Genomic DNA, 16,236 nt, shown 5'->3' with positions numbered 1-16,236 from the left:
CGTCATGACCGGGGTGGGGCAGTGCTGGAGCGCACGACGAGTTCGGTCGGGACGCTGATCGCCCCCGCCGCCCCCGCCTCGGACATGCCGGCCAGAAGGGCCGCGACGGCTCGCTTCCCGACCTCGCCGAACGACTGCCGGACGGTGGTGAGCGGCGGCCAGAAGTGGGCGGCCTCGTCCATGTCGTCGAAGCCGACGACGCTCACCTCACCAGGGACGGACCGGCCCTTTTCGTGGAGCGCTCGCAACAGTCCGAGCGCCATCTGGTCGTTGGCGGCGAACACGGCGGTGACGGCGGGATCGTCCGCCAGCCGGACGCCGTGTTCGTACCCGGACCGCGACGACCAGTCTCCGGTGAGCGGTGGCGGCACCTTCCGTCCCGCGTCTTCCAACGTCTCCTGCCACGACTTCCGGCGGCGTTCGGCCGCGTAGGACTCGGGCGGCCCGGCCACGTGCCAGACGGTCTCGTGGCCCAGGTCGAGGAGATGCCTGGTCGCGGCGGTGGCGCCGGAGGCCTGGTCGAAGTCGACCACCGGATGGTCGCGCCGCCCGCCCGCGTCGATGACGACGACCGGGAGCCCGTGGGGGAGTTCGATCTCGCTCTGGTCCAGTTCGTGTTGCTCGATCAGGATGATGACGCCGTCGACGGCCTGTTCGTCCAACCTGCTGAAGGCTCCCGACACCTCGCCTTGGGACGGCCTGGTCACCGGCATGAGGACGATCGAGAACCCTTCGACGGCGGCCGCGGACGCGACGGCGTCGAGGGTCCGGCTGTTGCCGAACGTCGAGAGCGCGGAGATGATCACGCCGATACTGCGGAAGCGGCCGTTGCGCAGCGCGCGGGCGGCGCTGTTGGGGCGGTAGCCCACCCGGCGCATGGCGGCGAGCACGCGTTCGCGCGTCGCCTCGTCGACGTTCGACCTGCCGTTCGCGACCCGGGAGACGGTCTGGCCGGACACACCGGCTTCCCTGGCGACGTCGGCCATCGACGGCCCGCGGCCGCTCCTGGACATGTTCACGTCAACACGATAGCCTCCGCCGGTCTGATGTTGACGTAAACATCTCACGAGCCGCGCCATTCTCGCCAGAATCCGGAGGGACGATGACGTCCACAGCGGTCGCGCCCACGCCGGCGCCGCCCCGCCGTGCGGCCACCGCGCGCCGCGCCCGCCGCGACTGGCGAGGCTGGCTTTTCGTCGCCCCGTTCATGCTGGTGTTCGCGCTGACGTTCCTTGCTCCGATCGGCTACGCGTTCGTCCTGAGCCTGTTCCGCGAACAGGCCTTCTTCGGGGGCACGACGTTCGTCGGGGTGAACAACTACGCGCAGGTGCTCTCCGACCCGAAGTTCTGGGACTCCTTCCAGCGGGTGCTGGTGTTCCTCGCCGTGCAGGTGCCGATCATGCTGGTGCTCGCGCTGATCGCGGCGCTGGCGATCGACAGCGCCCGGCTGCACGCCGCCGGTTTCTTCCGGGTCGTGATCTTCCTGCCCTACGCCGTGCCCGCCGTGGTCGCCGCGCTGATGTGGGGATTCCTCTACGGCGACCACTTCGGGCTGGCCGCCGATCTGAACCACCTGCTCGGCCGCGACGTGGTGAAACCGTTGTCGGACAACTGGATGCTCGCTTCCATCGGCAACGTCGTCACCTGGGAGTTCGCCGGGTACAACATGCTCATCTTCTACTCCGCGTTGAAGGTGATCCCCAAGGAACAGTTCGAGGCCGCGTCGATCGACGGCGCCGGCGCGTTCCGCACCATCCTGAGCGTGAAGCTGCCCGCGCTGCGCGGGGCGATCGCCATCGCCACGATCTTCTCGATCATCGGCAGCTTCCAGTTGTTCAACGAGCCGAACATCATGCGCACCCTGGCACCCAACGTGATCGGCACCTTCTACACGCCGAACATGTACGCCTACAACCTTTCCTTCGGCGCGCAGCAGTACAACTACTCCGCCACCGTGGCGATCGTGATGGGCGTCATCACCGCGGTCATCGCCTATGTCGTGCAGCTGCGCGGATCCCGGAAGGGGATGTGATGGCGACGTTCTCGGTGACGCGGCCACGGAAGTCGCGTGTCCTCACCGCCGTCATGGCGCTGTACCTGATCTACACGCTCGTGCCGCTGGTGTGGCTGGTGATCAACGCGACCAAGACGCAGCCCGCCCTGTTCACCACGTCGGGCCTGGCGTTCGGCGGGCCGTTCGCGTTGTTCGACAACATCGGCGAGACCTTCACCTACGACAACGGGATCTTCCTGCGCTGGCTGGGGAACACGCTGCTCTACGTCGTGGCCGGCGCCGGGGGAGCGACCGTCCTCGCCACCGCGGCCGGATACGGCCTGGCGAAATACCGTTTTCCCGGCCGCCGTGCGGTGTTCGCGGTCGTACTCGGCGCGGTCGCGGTCCCCGGTACGGCGCTCGCGGTGCCGACCTTCCTGATGTTCAGCGAACTCGGCCTCACCAACACGCCGCTCGCGATCATCATCCCGTCGCTCATCAGCCCGTTCGGCCTGTACCTGATCTGGGTGTACGCCTCCGACGCGATCCCCGACGAGCTGCTGGAAGCGGCGCGGATCGACGGCGCGGGGGAGATCCGCATCTTCCTCACCGTGACACTGCGCCAGCTGGCGCCGGGGATCGTCACGGTGGCCCTGTTCACCGTGGTGTCCACTTGGAACAACTACTTCCTGCCGCTGATCATGCTCAGCGAGCCGAAGTGGTATCCGCTCACCGTCGGGCTCAACCAGTGGAGCGCGCAGGCCTCCGGTGCAGGCGCCCAGCCGGTTTACCACCTGGTGCTGACCGGCTCGCTGCTCACCATCGTCCCGCTCGTCATCGCCTTCCTGCTCATGCAGCGCTACTGGCAGTCCGGTCTGAGCGCGGGCAGCGTCAAGCAATGATCACCGTCCCGAAAGGACATTCGATGTCGCGAATCCACAGACGCGTCAAGGCGGCCGTCGCCGTCGCCTTGGCCGCGGCACTGGCCGTCGGTTGTTCGTCCGGCGCGGAGGGACCGGCCGCCGGGTCGCAGGACTCGGTCGACGCCGCGCTCAAGGCGGGCGGCACGATCACCTACTGGAGCTGGACGCCGTCCGCGAAGGACCAGGTCGCCGCGTTCGAGAAGGAGTTCCCGAACGTCAAGGTCAACTACGTCAACGCCGGTACCAACAAGGAGCAGTACACCAAGCTGCAGAACGCGATCAAGGCGGGCTCCGGGGCGCCGGACGTCGCGCAGATCGAGTACTACGCGTTGCCGCAGTTCGCGCTCACCGACTCGCTGGCCAATCTCGATCAGTACGGCTTCGGGGCCTTCGAAAAGGACTACACGCCCTCGACCTGGTCCAGTGTCCGGGTGAATAACGGCCTATACGGCCTCCCGCAGGACTCCGGTCCGATGGCGTTGTTCTACAACAAAGAAGTCTTCGACGCCCACGGCATCGCCGTGCCGAAGACCTGGGACGAGTACGTCGCCGCGGCCAAGAAGCTGCACACGGCCGACCCCGGCAAGTACCTCACCTCCGACACCGGCGACCCCGGCTTCGCCACCAGCATGATCTGGCAGGCGGGCGGGAAGCCGTTCACCTCCGACGGCCGGAACGTCAAGGTCGACCTGGCCGACGCGGGCACCAAGAAGTGGACGACCACCTGGAACCAGCTGGTCGAAGGCAAGCTTCTCGCCCCGATCAAGGAGTGGTCCGACGATTGGTTCCGCGCACTCGGTGACGGCACCGTCGCCTCGCTGGTCACCGGCGCCTGGATGCCGGGCAACTTCAAGTCCTCGGTGCCTGGCGGCGCGGGCAAATGGGCGGTGGCGCCGATGCCGACCTACGACGGGCAGCCGGTCACCGCGGAGAACGGCGGCAGCACGCAGTCGGTGCTGAAGCAGAGCGGCAACCCGGCGCTGGCGGCGGCGTTCGTCCGCTGGCTCAACCACGGCAACGGGGTCAAGCCGTTCATCGCCAGCGGCGGCTTCCCGGCGACGACGGCCGACCTGAACTCGCCCGCCTTCCTCGACCAGGCCGATCCCTACTTCGGCGGCCAGAAGATCAACCAGGTGCTCAATGACGCGTCGAAGAACGTCGCGAAGGGCTGGAGCTACCTGCCGTACCAGACCTACGCCAACAGCGTCTTCAGTGACACGGTCGGCAAGGCCTATCTCGGCGGCACCTCGCTCGACGCCGGACTGAACGCCTGGCAACAGGCGATCGTCGACTACGGCAACCAGCAGGGCTTCACCGTCAGCGCGGGGTGAGGCGTGGGCATCGAGATCGAAGCCGACGTCTCCGACGTGATCGGGCCGGTGCCGCGACGGCTGTTCGGCTCCTTCGTCGAGCACATGGGCCGGTCCGTCCACGCCGGGATCTTCGAACCCGGACACTCCACTTCGGACGGTCAAGGTTTCCGTGGCGACGTCCTCGGGCTGGTCCGCGAGCTGGGCCCGTCCGTGGTCCGCTATCCCGGCGGGAATTTCGTTTCCGCGTACCGCTGGGAGGACGGCGTCGGGCCGGTGGAAGGACGGTCGGTCCGGCTCGATCCCGCCTGGCACAGCATCGAGTCGAACCGCTTCGGGCTGCACGAGTTCGCGGCGTGGGCGGAGGCCGCTGAGGTCGAGGTGATGTACGCGGTCAACCTCGGCACCCGCGGCGTCCAGGAGGCCGCCGACGTCCTCGAGTACTGCAACCACCCCGGCGGAACGGAACTGAGCGAGCGGCGGCGCGCGAACGGCGCCGACCGCCCGTTCGGGTTCCGCCTGTGGTGTCTCGGCAACGAGATGGACGGGCCCTGGCAGGTCGGGCACAAGACCGCGGACGAGTACGGCCGGCTGGCCGCCGAAACCGCGCGTCTCATGCGGATGATCGACCCCGGTGTCGAGCTCGTGGTCGCGGGGAGTTCGAACAGCGAGATGCCGACGTTCGGCGACTGGGAGCGCACCGTCCTGGAGCACACCGCGGGGCTTGTCGACCACCTCTCGTTGCACGCCTACTACCAGGAACACGACGGCGACGTCGCCAGTTACCTCGCCAGCTCCGCCGCGCTGGACGGCTACATCCGGACCACCGGCGGGATCATCGACGATGTCCTGGCGAAGGCCGGGCTGGACAAGAAGATCGGCATCAGTGTCGACGAGTGGAACGTCTGGGATCAGCGCCACTGGAACGAAGTCGAGCAGCGGGAACTGATCGACGGCGGCTGGCGTGAACAGCCGCGGATCATCGAAGACGACTACACCGTCACCGACGCGGTCGTCGTCGGATCACTGCTCGGCTCCCTGCTGCGCAACGTCGACCGCGTCACGATGGCCAACCAGGCGCAGCTGGTGAACGTCATCGCGCCGATCAGGACCGAACCCGGTGGCCGGGCGTGGCGGCAGTCGACGTTCCACCCGTTCAGCCTCACCTCGGCGCTGGCCGTGGGGAACAGCCTCTGGCTCACCGTCACGGGTGACACCGTCCACACCGGACTCCGCGGCCGCGTGGACGTCGTCGACGCGGCGGCGACCTTCGACGATGACGGCCGCTGTGCCGTGTTCCTCACCAATCGCGCGACCGGCTCCTCGACCGACGTCCGGCTGCGGATCCGCGGCGCGCGACTGGCGCTCGCGGAGACCTGGACCATCGCGGTCCCGGACGGACACGACCGTCATCTCACGAATTCGGCCGACGCGGAGCCGGTCCGGCCCGTCCCGTTGCCCGGCGCGACAGCCGCGCACGATCCGGAAGGAACCATCATCACCGTCACCCTCCCACCCCTTTCCTGGACCGCGTTCCGGCTGACCTCGGAGGTGGTCCGGGATGCCTGAGTTCACCATCGGGGAGACCGACTTCCTGCTCGACGGGAAACCGTTCCAGATCATTTCCGGGGCCGTGCACTACTTCCGCGTGCATCCCGACCTCTGGGCCGATCGGATCGACAAGGCCCGCCGCATGGGTCTCAACACCATCGAGACCTACGTCGCCTGGAACGCGCACTCACCGGAGCAGGGCGAGTTCGCCGTCTCCGGCGGTCTCGACCTCGACCGGTTCCTCCGGCTGATCGCCGAGGCCGGGATGTACGCGATCGTCCGGCCCGGGCCGTACATCTGCGCGGAATGGGACAACGGCGGCCTGCCGACCTGGCTGCTGCGGGACCCCGAACTCCGCGTCCGTGAGTTCGAACCGCGCTACCTCGCCGCCGTCCGCGGCTACCTGGACGACGTGTACCGCGTGGTGGCGCCGCACCAGATCGACCGGGGCGGGCCGGTGCTGCTCGTGCAGGTGGAGAACGAGTACGGCGCCTTCGGTTCCGACAAGCGGTACCTGGCCGCGCTGACCGACCACACCCGTGCCGCCGGGATCACCGTCCCGCTGACCACGGTGGACCAGCCGACCCACGAGATGCTGGCGAACGGCGGTCTCGACGGGGTGCTCCACCGGACGGCGTCGTTCGGTTCGCAGAGCACGGCACGGCTCAAGACCCTGCGGGAGCACCAGCCGACGGGTCCCTTGATGTGCAGCGAGTTCTGGAACGGCTGGTTCGATCATTGGGGCGCGCACCACCACACCACCTCGGTCGAAGACTCGGCGGCGGATCTCGACGCGCTGCTCGCGGCCGGCGCCTCGGTCAACCTCTACATGTTCCACGGCGGCACCAACTTCGGACTCACCAACGGGGCCAACGACAAGGGTGTCTACCAGCCGCTCGTCACCTCGTACGACTATGACGCCCCGCTCGACGAAGCGGGCGACCCGACGCCGAAGTACCACGCGTTCCGCGAGGTGATCGCGCGCTATCACAAGGTCCCCGACAGCGTTCCGCCCGAGGCACGGCCGGCCCCGGCACCGGTCGCGGCCCTGAGCGACCCCACGTGGCTGCTGGACTCGCCACGCCGCTGGGGGACCGCGCAGGAGCACGAGAACCTGCCCACCTTCGACGAACTGACCCCGGCTCCGCGACTGGCGTTCCTGCGGACGACCATCGACGCCGGGCAGCCCGGCGTGCTCACCTTCGGCGAGGTGCGGGACCGGGCGACGGTGTTCTTCGACGGTGACCGCCTCGGCACCCTGCTCCGCGAGCACCACGATCGCGCGATCCCGTTGCCCCGGGCTCGCGGTGAGCTGGTGGTGCTGGTGGAAGACCAGGGCAGGGTGAACTACGGGGAGCGGATCGGTGAGGCCAAGGGGATCATCGGCGGCGTTCGCCTGCACGGCGAGCCCCTGACGGGCTGGGAGGTCATCCCCGTCGACGTGCCCGCGCTGCCGGATCTCCTGCCCGAGGTCTCCGCGCCCGAGCGCGCGGCGGGGCCGTTGTCCGGGCCGGTGACCGTGCGGGGCGGCTTCGATCTCGACGAGCCCGCCGACCTGTTCCTGGACACTGGGCACTGGGGCAAGGGGATGGTCTGGGTCAACGGGTTCATGCTCGGCCGATACTGGCGGCGCGGTCCACAAAGGACGCTGTACGTGCCGCGGCCGGTGGTGCGGGCGGGGCGCAACGATCTCGTCGTGCTGGAGCTGGACACGATGCTCGAACCCGAGGCGAGGTTCGTGCCGCGGCCGCTGTTGGGACACACGGAGGTGTGAGCGAAGGCGTGACTCGCGTGATCAGGCACGTGACTCGCGTGATTGGAGGCCGCACTCGCGTGTTCCGCCTCTGATCACGCGAGTTCCGCCTTCGATCACTCACGAGCGGCGCCGTATGGGATCGTGAGCGGATGAGGATCTTGCTCGTGGAGGACGAGCGACGCCTGGCCGAGTCGCTCCGGGCGGGCTTGAGCGCCGAGGGCTACGCGGTGGACGTCGCGCACAACGGCCGCGACGCGCTTTGGTACGCCGCCGAACATCCGTACGCCGCGATGATCCTCGACATCATGCTGCCCGGGCTGAACGGGTACCGCGTGTGCCGGAGGTTGCGCGAACGGGGCGACACCACCCCGATCCTGATGCTGACCGCGAAGGACGGCGAGGACGACGAGATCGAGGCGCTCGACACCGGCGCCGACGACTTCCTCCCGAAGCCGTTCTCCTACGGCGTGCTGCTCTCCCGGCTGCGGGCGCTGATCCGGCGCGGGGGAGCGATCCGGCCGGGCACGCTGCGGCTCGGCGACCTCGAACTGGACCAGGCGAGTCGCACCTGCCGTCGCGGTACCGCCGAGATCCCGTTGACCACCAAGGAGTTCGCCCTGCTGGCGTATCTGATGCAGCGGCAGGGCGAGGTGGTCACCAAGGCGGAGCTGCTGGAGAACCTCTGGGATTTCGCGGCTTCGGCGACCGCGAACCTGGTGGAGGTCCACGTGAGCGCGTTGCGGCGGAAGATCGACGTGCCGTTCGGCGCGGAGACGATCCGGACGGTGCGTGGCGCCGGCTACCACGTGGTGGGCTCCGGTGCCTAAGGCGTGGCGGTCGACCCGCTTCCGGGTGGCGCTGACGTCGTTCGTGACGTCCCTTGTCGCGCTCAGCGTCGTGTCGGCGTGGCTGGTGCTCGACGCCCAGAACCGGCTGGGCAACGGCGCCGCGCAGGTCGCGAGGGAGCGTGCGGCCGCGGTCGTCCACGTGCTGAACACCGGCGCAGCCCCGGCTGATCTGGGGTTCCTTGTGCGGGCTTCGATCTACGAGGTGACCACTCAGACCGGCGAGCGGGTCGCGTCTTGTCCCGGCCTGCGTTCCAGGGCGATCGTCCCGGACGGGGGTTTCGCGTACGGCGACAGTGTCCAGGACCTCAAGCCCGGCGACATCGACCTCGCCAGCCGGGAATCCGTCGGCTGCGCGCGTGAGCTGGGGGAAGATCCGGAGAGGAACGGGCTCCGGCTGCACGTGGCGGTCACCGTGAGCGGGGACAGCAAGTACCGGATCTACGGTGCCGCCGTCGTCGACGAGTCCGGACAGGCCGCGCTCGATTCGGTGCGGGTGACGCTGCTGGTGGGTGTCCCGGTGATCGCGCTGCTGATCGGGGCGATCGCGTGGTTCGCGGTCCGCCGGTCATTGCGCCCGGTCGAGGCGATCCGGTCCGAGGTGGCGGAGATCGGCGCGCACGACCTCTCCCGCCGGGTCCCGGCCCCGGACAGCGCCGACGAGATCGCGAAGCTCGCCGAAACGATGAACACGATGCTCGCGCGCCTGGACACCGCGGTCACCCGGCAGAGCCGGTTCACCTCGGACGCGTCGCACGAACTGCGCACTCCGCTGGCGTCCCTGCGCACACAGCTGGAGGTGTTGCTCGCGCATCCGGACCGGCTGGACTGGCGCGACGCCTGCCGCAACGCGCTCCTCGACATCACACGGCTGCAAGACCTCGTCGCCGACCTCGTCCTGCTCGGCAAGCTCGACAACGCCGAGCCGGAGCGGTCCACCCCGGTGCGGCTGTCCGAAGTGGTCGAATCCTGTCTGTCCGGACGGCAGGGCGTCCGCGCCGAGATCGAAGAGGATCCGACGGTCCTCGGCGATCGCGGCAGGCTCGAACGGCTGCTGCGGAACCTGGTGGACAACGCGCAACGCCATGCCCGGATCGGTGCCGAGGTGCGCACGTCCATTGTGGACGATCTCGCCGTGGTGACGGTGACCGACGACGGGCCCGGTATTCCCGCCGCGGACCGTGACCGGGTGTTCGACCGCTTCGTGCGGCTGGACGACGGACGTGCGCGTGACGAAGGTGGCGCCGGGCTCGGGCTCGCGATCGTGGCCGAGATCGCCCATGCGCACGGCGGCACCGTCGAGGTCGCCGAGTACGCCGGCGGCGCCCGCCTCGTCGTCCGCCTGCCGTTGGCGGAAGCGCGAAGCTGAAGACGTCTTCAGCTTCCTTAAGCTTCGGTTCAGCGTCCGAGCCCGACCCTTCGGGCCATGTTCGCTCCTTCGCTCCGCTCCTGGTGGCGGCCCCTCGGCCACGCCGACTACCTGGCCTCGTCGTGGTTCCCCGGCCTCACCGGAGTACGTGCGCTCGCCGCCGTGGCCGTCGTGTTCTTCCACTACGGAGGCCCCGTCGTGGACCGCCTGCAAGGCTGGATCGCCGTGCAGTTGTTCTTCGTGCTGTCCGGATTCCTCATCACGACACTGGCCCTGCGCGAGGAAGACCGTGACGGCCGGATCTCGCTGCGCGGGTTCTACCTGCGCCGGGTCTTCCGGATCATGCCGGTGTACTTCCTGCTCCTGGCGCTGACCACGATCGCGGTGACGATCGGCGGGACGTATCAGAGCAGCAGGCTCGCCGACGCCATGCCGTACTACCTCGTCTTCGGCAACGAACTCGTCGACTTCAACACGCCGTATCCGACCTCGTGGTCGCTGGGCGTGGAGGAGAAGTTCTACCTGGTGTGGCCCGCGTTGCTGGTGCTGACGTCGTTCGCGCGAAGCGGGAAGACCGCCTTGCGGCTGCTGCTGGGCGCGTCGGCCGTTGTCGGAGTGGTGCTGTTCGCGCTGCCGCTGGCGCCGTCACACACCTGGGCGAGCCTCTCGGTGCACTACTGCTCGCTGGTCGTCGGCTGTCTCCTGGCGATGACGCTCCACCATCCGCGCGGGTTCGCCCTGGTCCGGCCGCTGACCAGCCCGGCCGTCGCCACGGTGATCGGCTGCGGCTTCGTCGTGCTGCAGTTCTCCGTCGGCCCGCTGGCGAAAGCGCTCGGCGGGCATTGGCAGTTCGTGGTCCCGGTCTACGCGGCGGGCTCGGCACTGCTGCTCGTCGCCGTCGTCTCACCGGGCCCGGTGCGGACACTGCTCTCGTGCAGGCCGATGACCTTCGTCGGCGATCGTTCGTACGCGCTCTATCTCGCCCAGACCGGTGCCGCCGGGGTCACGGGCTGGCTGCTGCCCAGCGGACTCGCCAAGGCCGCCGCGACCACCGGTGTCGCCTTGGTGTTCGCCTGCGCGCTGCGCCGCTGGGTCGAGCTGCCCGCCATCGCCTACGGCCGGAAGGTGGTCGAACGACGCGCGCCCGCCGAGCCTCGGGTGGAGGCCACGACGGGCGCGCGGTGAAGCGGTGGATCAGTGGTGAGCGGCCACCGAGGCGCCGCCGGCACTCTTCTTGACGAACAGCGAACCGACGAACGCGGCCAGCCCGACACAACCGGCGACCATGAACGTGGTGCGGATACCCGCCGAGTCGGGGCTGGCCGCCCCGGCCGTGGCCGTGCTCGCCGTGGCCACCGCGATGAACACGGCGGTGCCGAGCGCGCCGGCGAGCTGCTGCAAGGTGGCGAGGATCGCGCTGCCGTGTGAATAGAGGTGCTCGGGCAGCGACCCCAGCGACTCGGTCATCAGCGGCGTCATCATCAAGCCGAGCCCGCCCATCAGGAGGACGTGGATGGCGATGGCCGCGATCAGCGGCGACTCCGGGCCCAGCAGCGCGAACAGCCACAGCGAGACCGCCATCGCGGCGGCACCGGGGATGACCAAGGGCCGGGGGCCGAAGCGGTCGTACAGCGCGCCGACCGGACGCCCGAGCAGCCCGAGGACCAGACCGCCGGGAAGCACCGCGAGCCCGCTGACGAACGTGCTGGTGCGCAGGACGGTCTGCAGGTACAGCGGCAGCAGGATCGCCGCGGCGCCGAGCAGGCACATGAACAGCAGCGCCGTCAGGACCAGCGAGACGACGAAGCTGCGGTGGGTGAACGGGCGCAGGTCCAGCAGCGCGCGATCTTCCTTCTGCAGGCGCAACTGGCGCCAGGTGAACACCGCGAGTGCCGCGGCGCCGATGACGATCGGGACCCACGGCGGCACCGGCTGATGCCCGCCGGCGGACTCGCCGGACACGGACAGGCCGTACAGCACGCCACCGAAACCGACGGCGGACAGGATCACCGACAGCACGTCCAGGGGAACCTTGCGGGTGTCGCTCTCCAGCCGCAGCTGCAGCATGCCGACCACCAGGGCGGCGATCGCGAGCGGCAGCACGATCCAGAACATCCAGCGCCAGCCGAGCGAGGAGAGCACGGCACCGCCGATGGTCGGGCCGATCGCCGGGGCGACCGCGATGACGATGGTGATCGTGCCCATCGTGGCGCCGCGTTTCTCGACCGGGACCAGGCGCATCACCGTGGTCATCAGCAGCGGCAGCATCACCGCGGTACCGCAGGCCTGGATGACCCGGCCGGTCAGCAGGAGGGCGAAGCCCGGGGCGAGCGCGCTGACCAGGGTGCCGGTGCTGAACAGGGTCAGCGAGGCGAGGAAGACCTGGCGCGGGGTGAACCGTTCGAGCAGGAACCCGGTGGTCGGGATGACGACCGCCATGGTCAGCAGGAAGCCGCTGGTCAGCCACTGGACGGTGGTGGTCGGGACCTTCAGGTCGACGGTCAGGTCACGCAGCGCGACGCTCAGGATGGTCTCGTTGAGGATCATCACGAACGCGGACAGGACCAGGACTCCGATCAGGAGCCCGGCTTTGGCCGGTGCCCGTTCCTGGTCGTGGGTGGTTTCGGGCAGGGTCTCGGTCATCAGTGAAGGGCTCCTGGAAGGGCGCGGGTCCGCGTGGGCCGCCTTCGACGACGGCAACGGTGACAGCGAAGGCGAGGGTGAATTCGTCCTTCAGTCTGCCTGTGCCGGTCGGTGCCTGTCACGTGAATTTCCGTAGTGAGTACGGTCACTGCCCTTTCGGGCGCGTCCGGACCGCACGCCGGAGGAACGGATTTCCGGTGGCAGCACGGTAAAATCGGCCCGTGACCAGAGCGATCACGGCGGATCGATGGCGTTCGGTGCGGCGAGCCTATCGGGTGACGGGCGCGCGATTCGCGGAAATGGTGGGACGCGTCCCGGATCCGTCCGCGATGGTCACCGCGGAGTGGACGGTGGCCGAAACGGTCGCCCACGTCGCGATGATCGCGAAGATGTACACGTCGCTGGCACGCCCGGACGGCGCCCCGGTGCTGGACGCCCGCGGGCAGAGCCAGGTCGAAAAGACCACTGTGGACACGGTTTCCGTCTTGAACGGCTTGGTGCTGCGGGACTTTCCCGAACGCGACCTCGGCGTGCTGGTGACCGGATTGCTCGCGGACATCGAAGAAGTACTGCGCGTGACCGAGGACGCCGATCCGGCGATGCCGCTGGACTGGCTCGGCGGCTCGAAGGTGCCGCTCGCCGGTGTGCTCGCCCATCTGGTCAACGAACTGCAGATCCACGGCTGGGACATCGCCAGGGCGCTGAAACTGCCCTGGACGATTCCGCCCGGTGACGCGGCGTTGTTCTTCGATCTCTTCCTGGTCGGTGTGCTGAACCATGACGTCGGGCATCTCCTCGACACCGACGCGCCGCCCCGGGAGCGGAGGATCGCCGTGGCGTTCCGGTCGGCGTACACGTCCCCGGTCGTGCTGGTGCTGCATCGGGGACGGGTGACGGTCGAGGAGCCCGGCGGCCCGGTCGACGTGCGGATCTCGTTCGATCCGCCGTCGCTGAACCTGATGCTGTTCCACCGGGTCGGCAAGGTGCGTTCCGCGCTGACGGGCAAGGTCGTCGTCAGCGGCCCGCGGCCGTGGCTGTTGCCCGCCTTCCTGCGTGTCGTGCGTCTGCCCTGAGGGCACGGCTACGCTTTCGCGGTGCCGAAGGATTCCATCGACCGCATGGTCGACGAGTGGGCCGCCAGCGACGGCGCGCTCGACGTCAGCGCCCTGCAGGTGGTCGGCCGGTTGTTCCGCACCGCCGGGCACGGCCAGTCGGCCGTCGTCGAGGCGCTTCGGCCGTTCGGTCTCAGCTATGCCGACTTCGACGTCCTGAACACCCTCCGGCGCCGCGACGACCCCGGAGGGACGCATCCGCGGGACCTGGCGGAGACCGCGCTGATCACCTCGGGCGCGATGACCGCGCGGCTCGACCGGCTGGAGCGGAGTGGCCTGGTGAAGCGCCACTCCGATCCCGAAGATCGCCGCGCGGTCCGGATCCGGCTCACCAAGGCCGGGACCGAGCTCGCGGCGAAGGCGCTGGCCGCCGTCCTCGTCGCCGACGAAGACATCCTGTCGCCGCTCAGCCCGGCGCAACGGCGGACGCTGGCGGCCTTGCTGAAGAAGCTCCTCCTGCACGCCGAAACGGGCTAAGCGTTCTCCGCCTCGAACTCGGCCTTGTACGCGGCCGCGCGCTCGATCGAGTCGACCGGCCAGGCGACCAGGCTCACCGGCACCCGGTCGCCGACCGCCGCCGCGACGTCACGCGCGATGGTCAGCGAGGTGCCGCCGCAGATCTCGATCGCCCCGGTCCCGGCGTCGGCCAGTTCTCGGGCGATCCGGACCGCGGCGGGGGAGTCCGGCACCGAGACCACCGTCGTCCTGCCGCCGCTCGCGTGCTCGCGGACCAGGCGATGCTTCGCCGGATCGGCGCTCGGATGCCCGACGAAGACGGTGGCGGAATCGCGGACCGGCCGGGCGGCCGGCACGCCGTACCCCGCCACACCGACCGCCGCCCGGCCGTCGACGGCCTCGATGACCTGAGCCGCCGAGGCGAGATCGAAACCGCGGTACAGCTCCATGAGCCGGGCGCCGTCGGCCACGGCCTCGGACGCGACCTTCGCGGCAGCGGCGCCGTCGGGAACCCAGACGAGCAGGGCCTCCGCGTCGCCGAGGTCCTGCACCACCCGGTCGGTCTCGGGGTCGGAACCCGGTTCGAGAAAGAGGAACAGATCGATGTTCTCGCTCATCGCACCCACCCAGTTAGCTTGGCATTGAACTACTTGACGCCAAGGTTAACCGGGTGGGCCCGCCACGTATTCCGGAAATCTCAGGCGGGGGCGTCGAACCGGCGTCGTGAGTTCTCGATGTGGCCGAGGAACCGGTGGGTCCAGTCGCACATCCCGTCGACCGTCGCGCGCAGGCCGTGGCCGGCCTCGGTGAGGGTGTAGTCGACGCGCGGCGGCACCGTCGGATGCACCGTCCGCTCGAGGAGGCCGTTGCGCTCCAGCATGCGGAGGTTCTGGGTGAGCATCTTGTGGCTGATGCCCTCGATGTCGTCGCGCAGTTCGGTGAACCGCCGGGTGCGGTCGCCGACCGTTTCGATGATCAGGAGCGCCCACTTGTTGGCGACGTCGGAGAAGATCTCGCGCGCCAGTGAGTCCGCCCGCAGGAGATCGGCGTCGTCCGAACCGTCGAGCTGCTTGGTCACCATCAGGTTCCCCAGTCACGAAAAAGTGCGTTCTTCCAGGTCGTCGCACACTCTCCTACAGTTCCTGGGTAACCACAAGTGACCTATGAGGAGTACGGATGAGCATCACCCTGGTGAATCCCGCGGGACTGCCGGAGATCCCCGCCTATCGGCAGGTGTCGATCGCGACCGGGTCGAAGCTGGTCTTCATCGCGGGGCAGGTCTCCTGGGACGCCGACGGCGCCCTTGTCGGCGAAGGCGACCTCGCCGCCCAGGTCGAGCAGTGCTACCTGAACATCGGCGCCGCGCTCGCCGGGGCCGGCGCCACCTTCGACGACGTCGCGAAGATGACCGTCTACGTCGTCGACTGGACGCCGGACAAACTCGCGCTGTTCCTCGAAGGCGTGGACCGGGCCGCCGCGAAACTGGGCGGCACCCCGGTCCCGCCGGGAACGCTGATCGGTGTCGCGGCACTCGATGTGCCCGAACACCTCGTCGAGATCGAGGCGACCGCGGTCATCGACTGAAGTTCACTGACCGCGCGCGGCGCGCCAGACCGGGCTGTCGACGTAGTGGTTGTCGTACTGCTTCGAGGACGCGGCGATCTCCGCGGGGTCCGCTTCGCCGCGCGCGACCCGGTCGAGGAGCCGGTAGTAATCGAAGCGGGCCATGCCCGGCGTGAAGGTGACCAGAACGTCGGCGTCCGACCCGGCGGCGGGCCCGAACGCGTGCGGCACCTTGGGCGGCACGGCGAGGAAGTCGCCCTTCTCCAGGGTGTGCAGGGTTTCCTCGACGAGGACCTGGAGCTTTCCTTCGAGCACGAAGAAGAACTCGGTCGCGCGGGTGTGGAAGTGGGCCGGGGTGCCGAAGACGCCGTCCTTCAGGGTCGCGCGGTTCGCGGTGAAGCCCCCGTCGGTGGTGTCCGAATCGGCCAGCAGCGTGATCTCGCTGCCCGGCGCGTCGCTGACGATCTCGGCGTCGGCGGCCCGGAGGAGGATGGGGTCGAACATGATGGCGTCTCCTTGGTTCTTCGTGTTTCAGCAGGCTCGCTGACAGGACCAGCTTCTCTTGGGCGCAGGGGTCGATCAACGCGGAAAGCCGGACCGATCGATAACGTGTACGTTATCGATGTGGAGCTCTGGTGGGCCTGGCATGCGATCAAGCCGCCGCCGCTCACGACCCCCGTATCCGTCGTGGGCTGAAGGCTCCCTTCGCCGCATC

The 16,236-nt window shown here is 69.0% G+C and carries 16 protein-coding genes; 11 read left to right on the top strand and 5 right to left on the bottom strand.

Translation table 11 applies throughout. The annotated features are described in order from the left end of the window. Positions 1–2: 2 nt before the first annotated feature. Positions 3–1,013, bottom strand: a complete 1,011-nt coding sequence (locus DMC61_RS37050) for a LacI family DNA-binding transcriptional regulator (protein ID WP_125695223.1) — start codon at positions 1,011–1,013, stop codon at positions 3–5. Positions 1,014–1,102: 89 nt separating this feature from the next. On the opposite strand from DMC61_RS37050, the gene DMC61_RS37045 reads away from it, so the two are divergent. The 8 genes from DMC61_RS37045 to DMC61_RS37010 all read left to right on the top strand — a co-directional run bounded on the left by DMC61_RS37045 (position 1,103) and on the right by DMC61_RS37010 (position 10,932). Further along, positions 1,103–2,032: a carbohydrate ABC transporter permease gene (locus tag DMC61_RS37045; protein WP_199750189.1), complete on the top strand. Its 930-nt coding sequence runs from the start codon at positions 1,103–1,105 to the stop codon at positions 2,030–2,032. After that, positions 2,032–2,895, top strand: a complete 864-nt coding sequence (locus DMC61_RS37040; RefSeq protein ID WP_063271817.1) for a carbohydrate ABC transporter permease — start codon at positions 2,032–2,034, stop codon at positions 2,893–2,895. The genes DMC61_RS37045 and DMC61_RS37040 overlap by 1 nt, the downstream gene beginning before the upstream one ends. Before the next feature lie 23 nt (positions 2,896–2,918). Further along, on the top strand, positions 2,919–4,247 hold the full coding sequence (locus DMC61_RS37035; protein WP_125695175.1) for a sugar ABC transporter substrate-binding protein: 1,329 nt from the start codon (positions 2,919–2,921) through the stop codon (positions 4,245–4,247). A gap of 3 nt (positions 4,248–4,250) precedes the next feature. After that, the gene (locus DMC61_RS37030; RefSeq protein WP_125695174.1) at positions 4,251–5,795 is read left to right on the top strand and encodes an alpha-N-arabinofuranosidase; all 1,545 of its coding nucleotides are present in this window, start codon (positions 4,251–4,253) and stop codon (positions 5,793–5,795) included. Next, entirely contained in the window at positions 5,788–7,551 is a 1,764-nt protein-coding gene (locus tag DMC61_RS37025; RefSeq protein WP_125695173.1) for a beta-galactosidase family protein, read from the top strand. Before DMC61_RS37030 ends, DMC61_RS37025 begins: the two co-directional genes overlap by 8 nt. Positions 7,552–7,682: 131 nt before the next feature. After that, positions 7,683–8,360: a response regulator transcription factor gene (locus tag DMC61_RS37020; RefSeq protein ID WP_043848140.1), complete on the top strand. Its 678-nt coding sequence runs from the start codon at positions 7,683–7,685 to the stop codon at positions 8,358–8,360. Then, positions 8,353–9,747, top strand: a complete 1,395-nt coding sequence (locus DMC61_RS37015; protein ID WP_125695172.1) for an ATP-binding protein — start codon at positions 8,353–8,355, stop codon at positions 9,745–9,747. The genes DMC61_RS37020 and DMC61_RS37015 overlap by 8 nt, the downstream gene beginning before the upstream one ends. 57 nt (positions 9,748–9,804) lie before the next feature. Next, on the top strand, positions 9,805–10,932 hold the full coding sequence (locus DMC61_RS37010) for an acyltransferase (RefSeq protein WP_125695171.1): 1,128 nt from the start codon (positions 9,805–9,807) through the stop codon (positions 10,930–10,932). A 9-nt stretch (positions 10,933–10,941) separates the two neighbouring features. Here the strand turns inward: DMC61_RS37010 and DMC61_RS37005 are convergent, their stop codons facing one another. After that, on the bottom strand, positions 10,942–12,390 hold the full coding sequence (locus DMC61_RS37005; RefSeq protein ID WP_016334590.1) for a DHA2 family efflux MFS transporter permease subunit: 1,449 nt from the start codon (positions 12,388–12,390) through the stop codon (positions 10,942–10,944). A 299-nt stretch (positions 12,391–12,689) separates the two neighbouring features. Between DMC61_RS37005 and DMC61_RS37000 the strand changes: the two genes are divergently transcribed. Continuing rightward, the gene (locus DMC61_RS37000; protein WP_125695221.1) at positions 12,690–13,463 is read left to right on the top strand and encodes a maleylpyruvate isomerase N-terminal domain-containing protein; all 774 of its coding nucleotides are present in this window, start codon (positions 12,690–12,692) and stop codon (positions 13,461–13,463) included. A 21-nt stretch (positions 13,464–13,484) separates the two neighbouring features. Continuing rightward, the gene (locus DMC61_RS36995) at positions 13,485–13,979 is read left to right on the top strand and encodes a MarR family winged helix-turn-helix transcriptional regulator (RefSeq protein ID WP_125695170.1); all 495 of its coding nucleotides are present in this window, start codon (positions 13,485–13,487) and stop codon (positions 13,977–13,979) included. Here the strand turns inward: DMC61_RS36995 and DMC61_RS36990 are convergent. Together DMC61_RS36990 and DMC61_RS36985 are read right to left on the bottom strand one after the other, a co-directional pair. After that, the gene (locus DMC61_RS36990; RefSeq protein ID WP_125695169.1) at positions 13,976–14,575 is read right to left on the bottom strand and encodes a DUF6506 family protein; all 600 of its coding nucleotides are present in this window, start codon (positions 14,573–14,575) and stop codon (positions 13,976–13,978) included. The two genes, DMC61_RS36995 and DMC61_RS36990, sit on opposite strands and share 4 nt — an antisense overlap. Before the next feature lie 80 nt (positions 14,576–14,655). Next, positions 14,656–15,039 (bottom strand): helix-turn-helix domain-containing protein, encoded by a 384-nt coding sequence (locus tag DMC61_RS36985; protein ID WP_072026980.1) that lies wholly within the window; start codon positions 15,037–15,039, stop codon positions 14,656–14,658. Positions 15,040–15,134: 95 nt separating this feature from the next. Between DMC61_RS36985 and DMC61_RS36980 the strand changes: the two genes are divergently transcribed. Next, on the top strand, positions 15,135–15,542 hold the full coding sequence (locus DMC61_RS36980) for a RidA family protein (protein ID WP_063273496.1): 408 nt from the start codon (positions 15,135–15,137) through the stop codon (positions 15,540–15,542). 3 nt (positions 15,543–15,545) lie between these two features. Here DMC61_RS36980 and DMC61_RS36975 read toward each other — a convergent pair whose 3' ends face one another. After that, a complete protein-coding gene (locus tag DMC61_RS36975; protein ID WP_125695168.1) occupies positions 15,546–16,025 on the bottom strand; it encodes a cupin domain-containing protein in 480 nt (159 codons plus the stop codon). Positions 16,026–16,236: the final 211 nt, after the last annotated feature.

It is taken from the genome of Amycolatopsis sp. WAC 04169, from assembly GCF_003947535.1.
Taxonomy (GTDB): Bacteria; Actinomycetota; Actinomycetes; order Mycobacteriales; family Pseudonocardiaceae; genus Amycolatopsis; species Amycolatopsis keratiniphila.
This window is presented reverse-complemented; position numbering and strand designations above follow the sequence as displayed.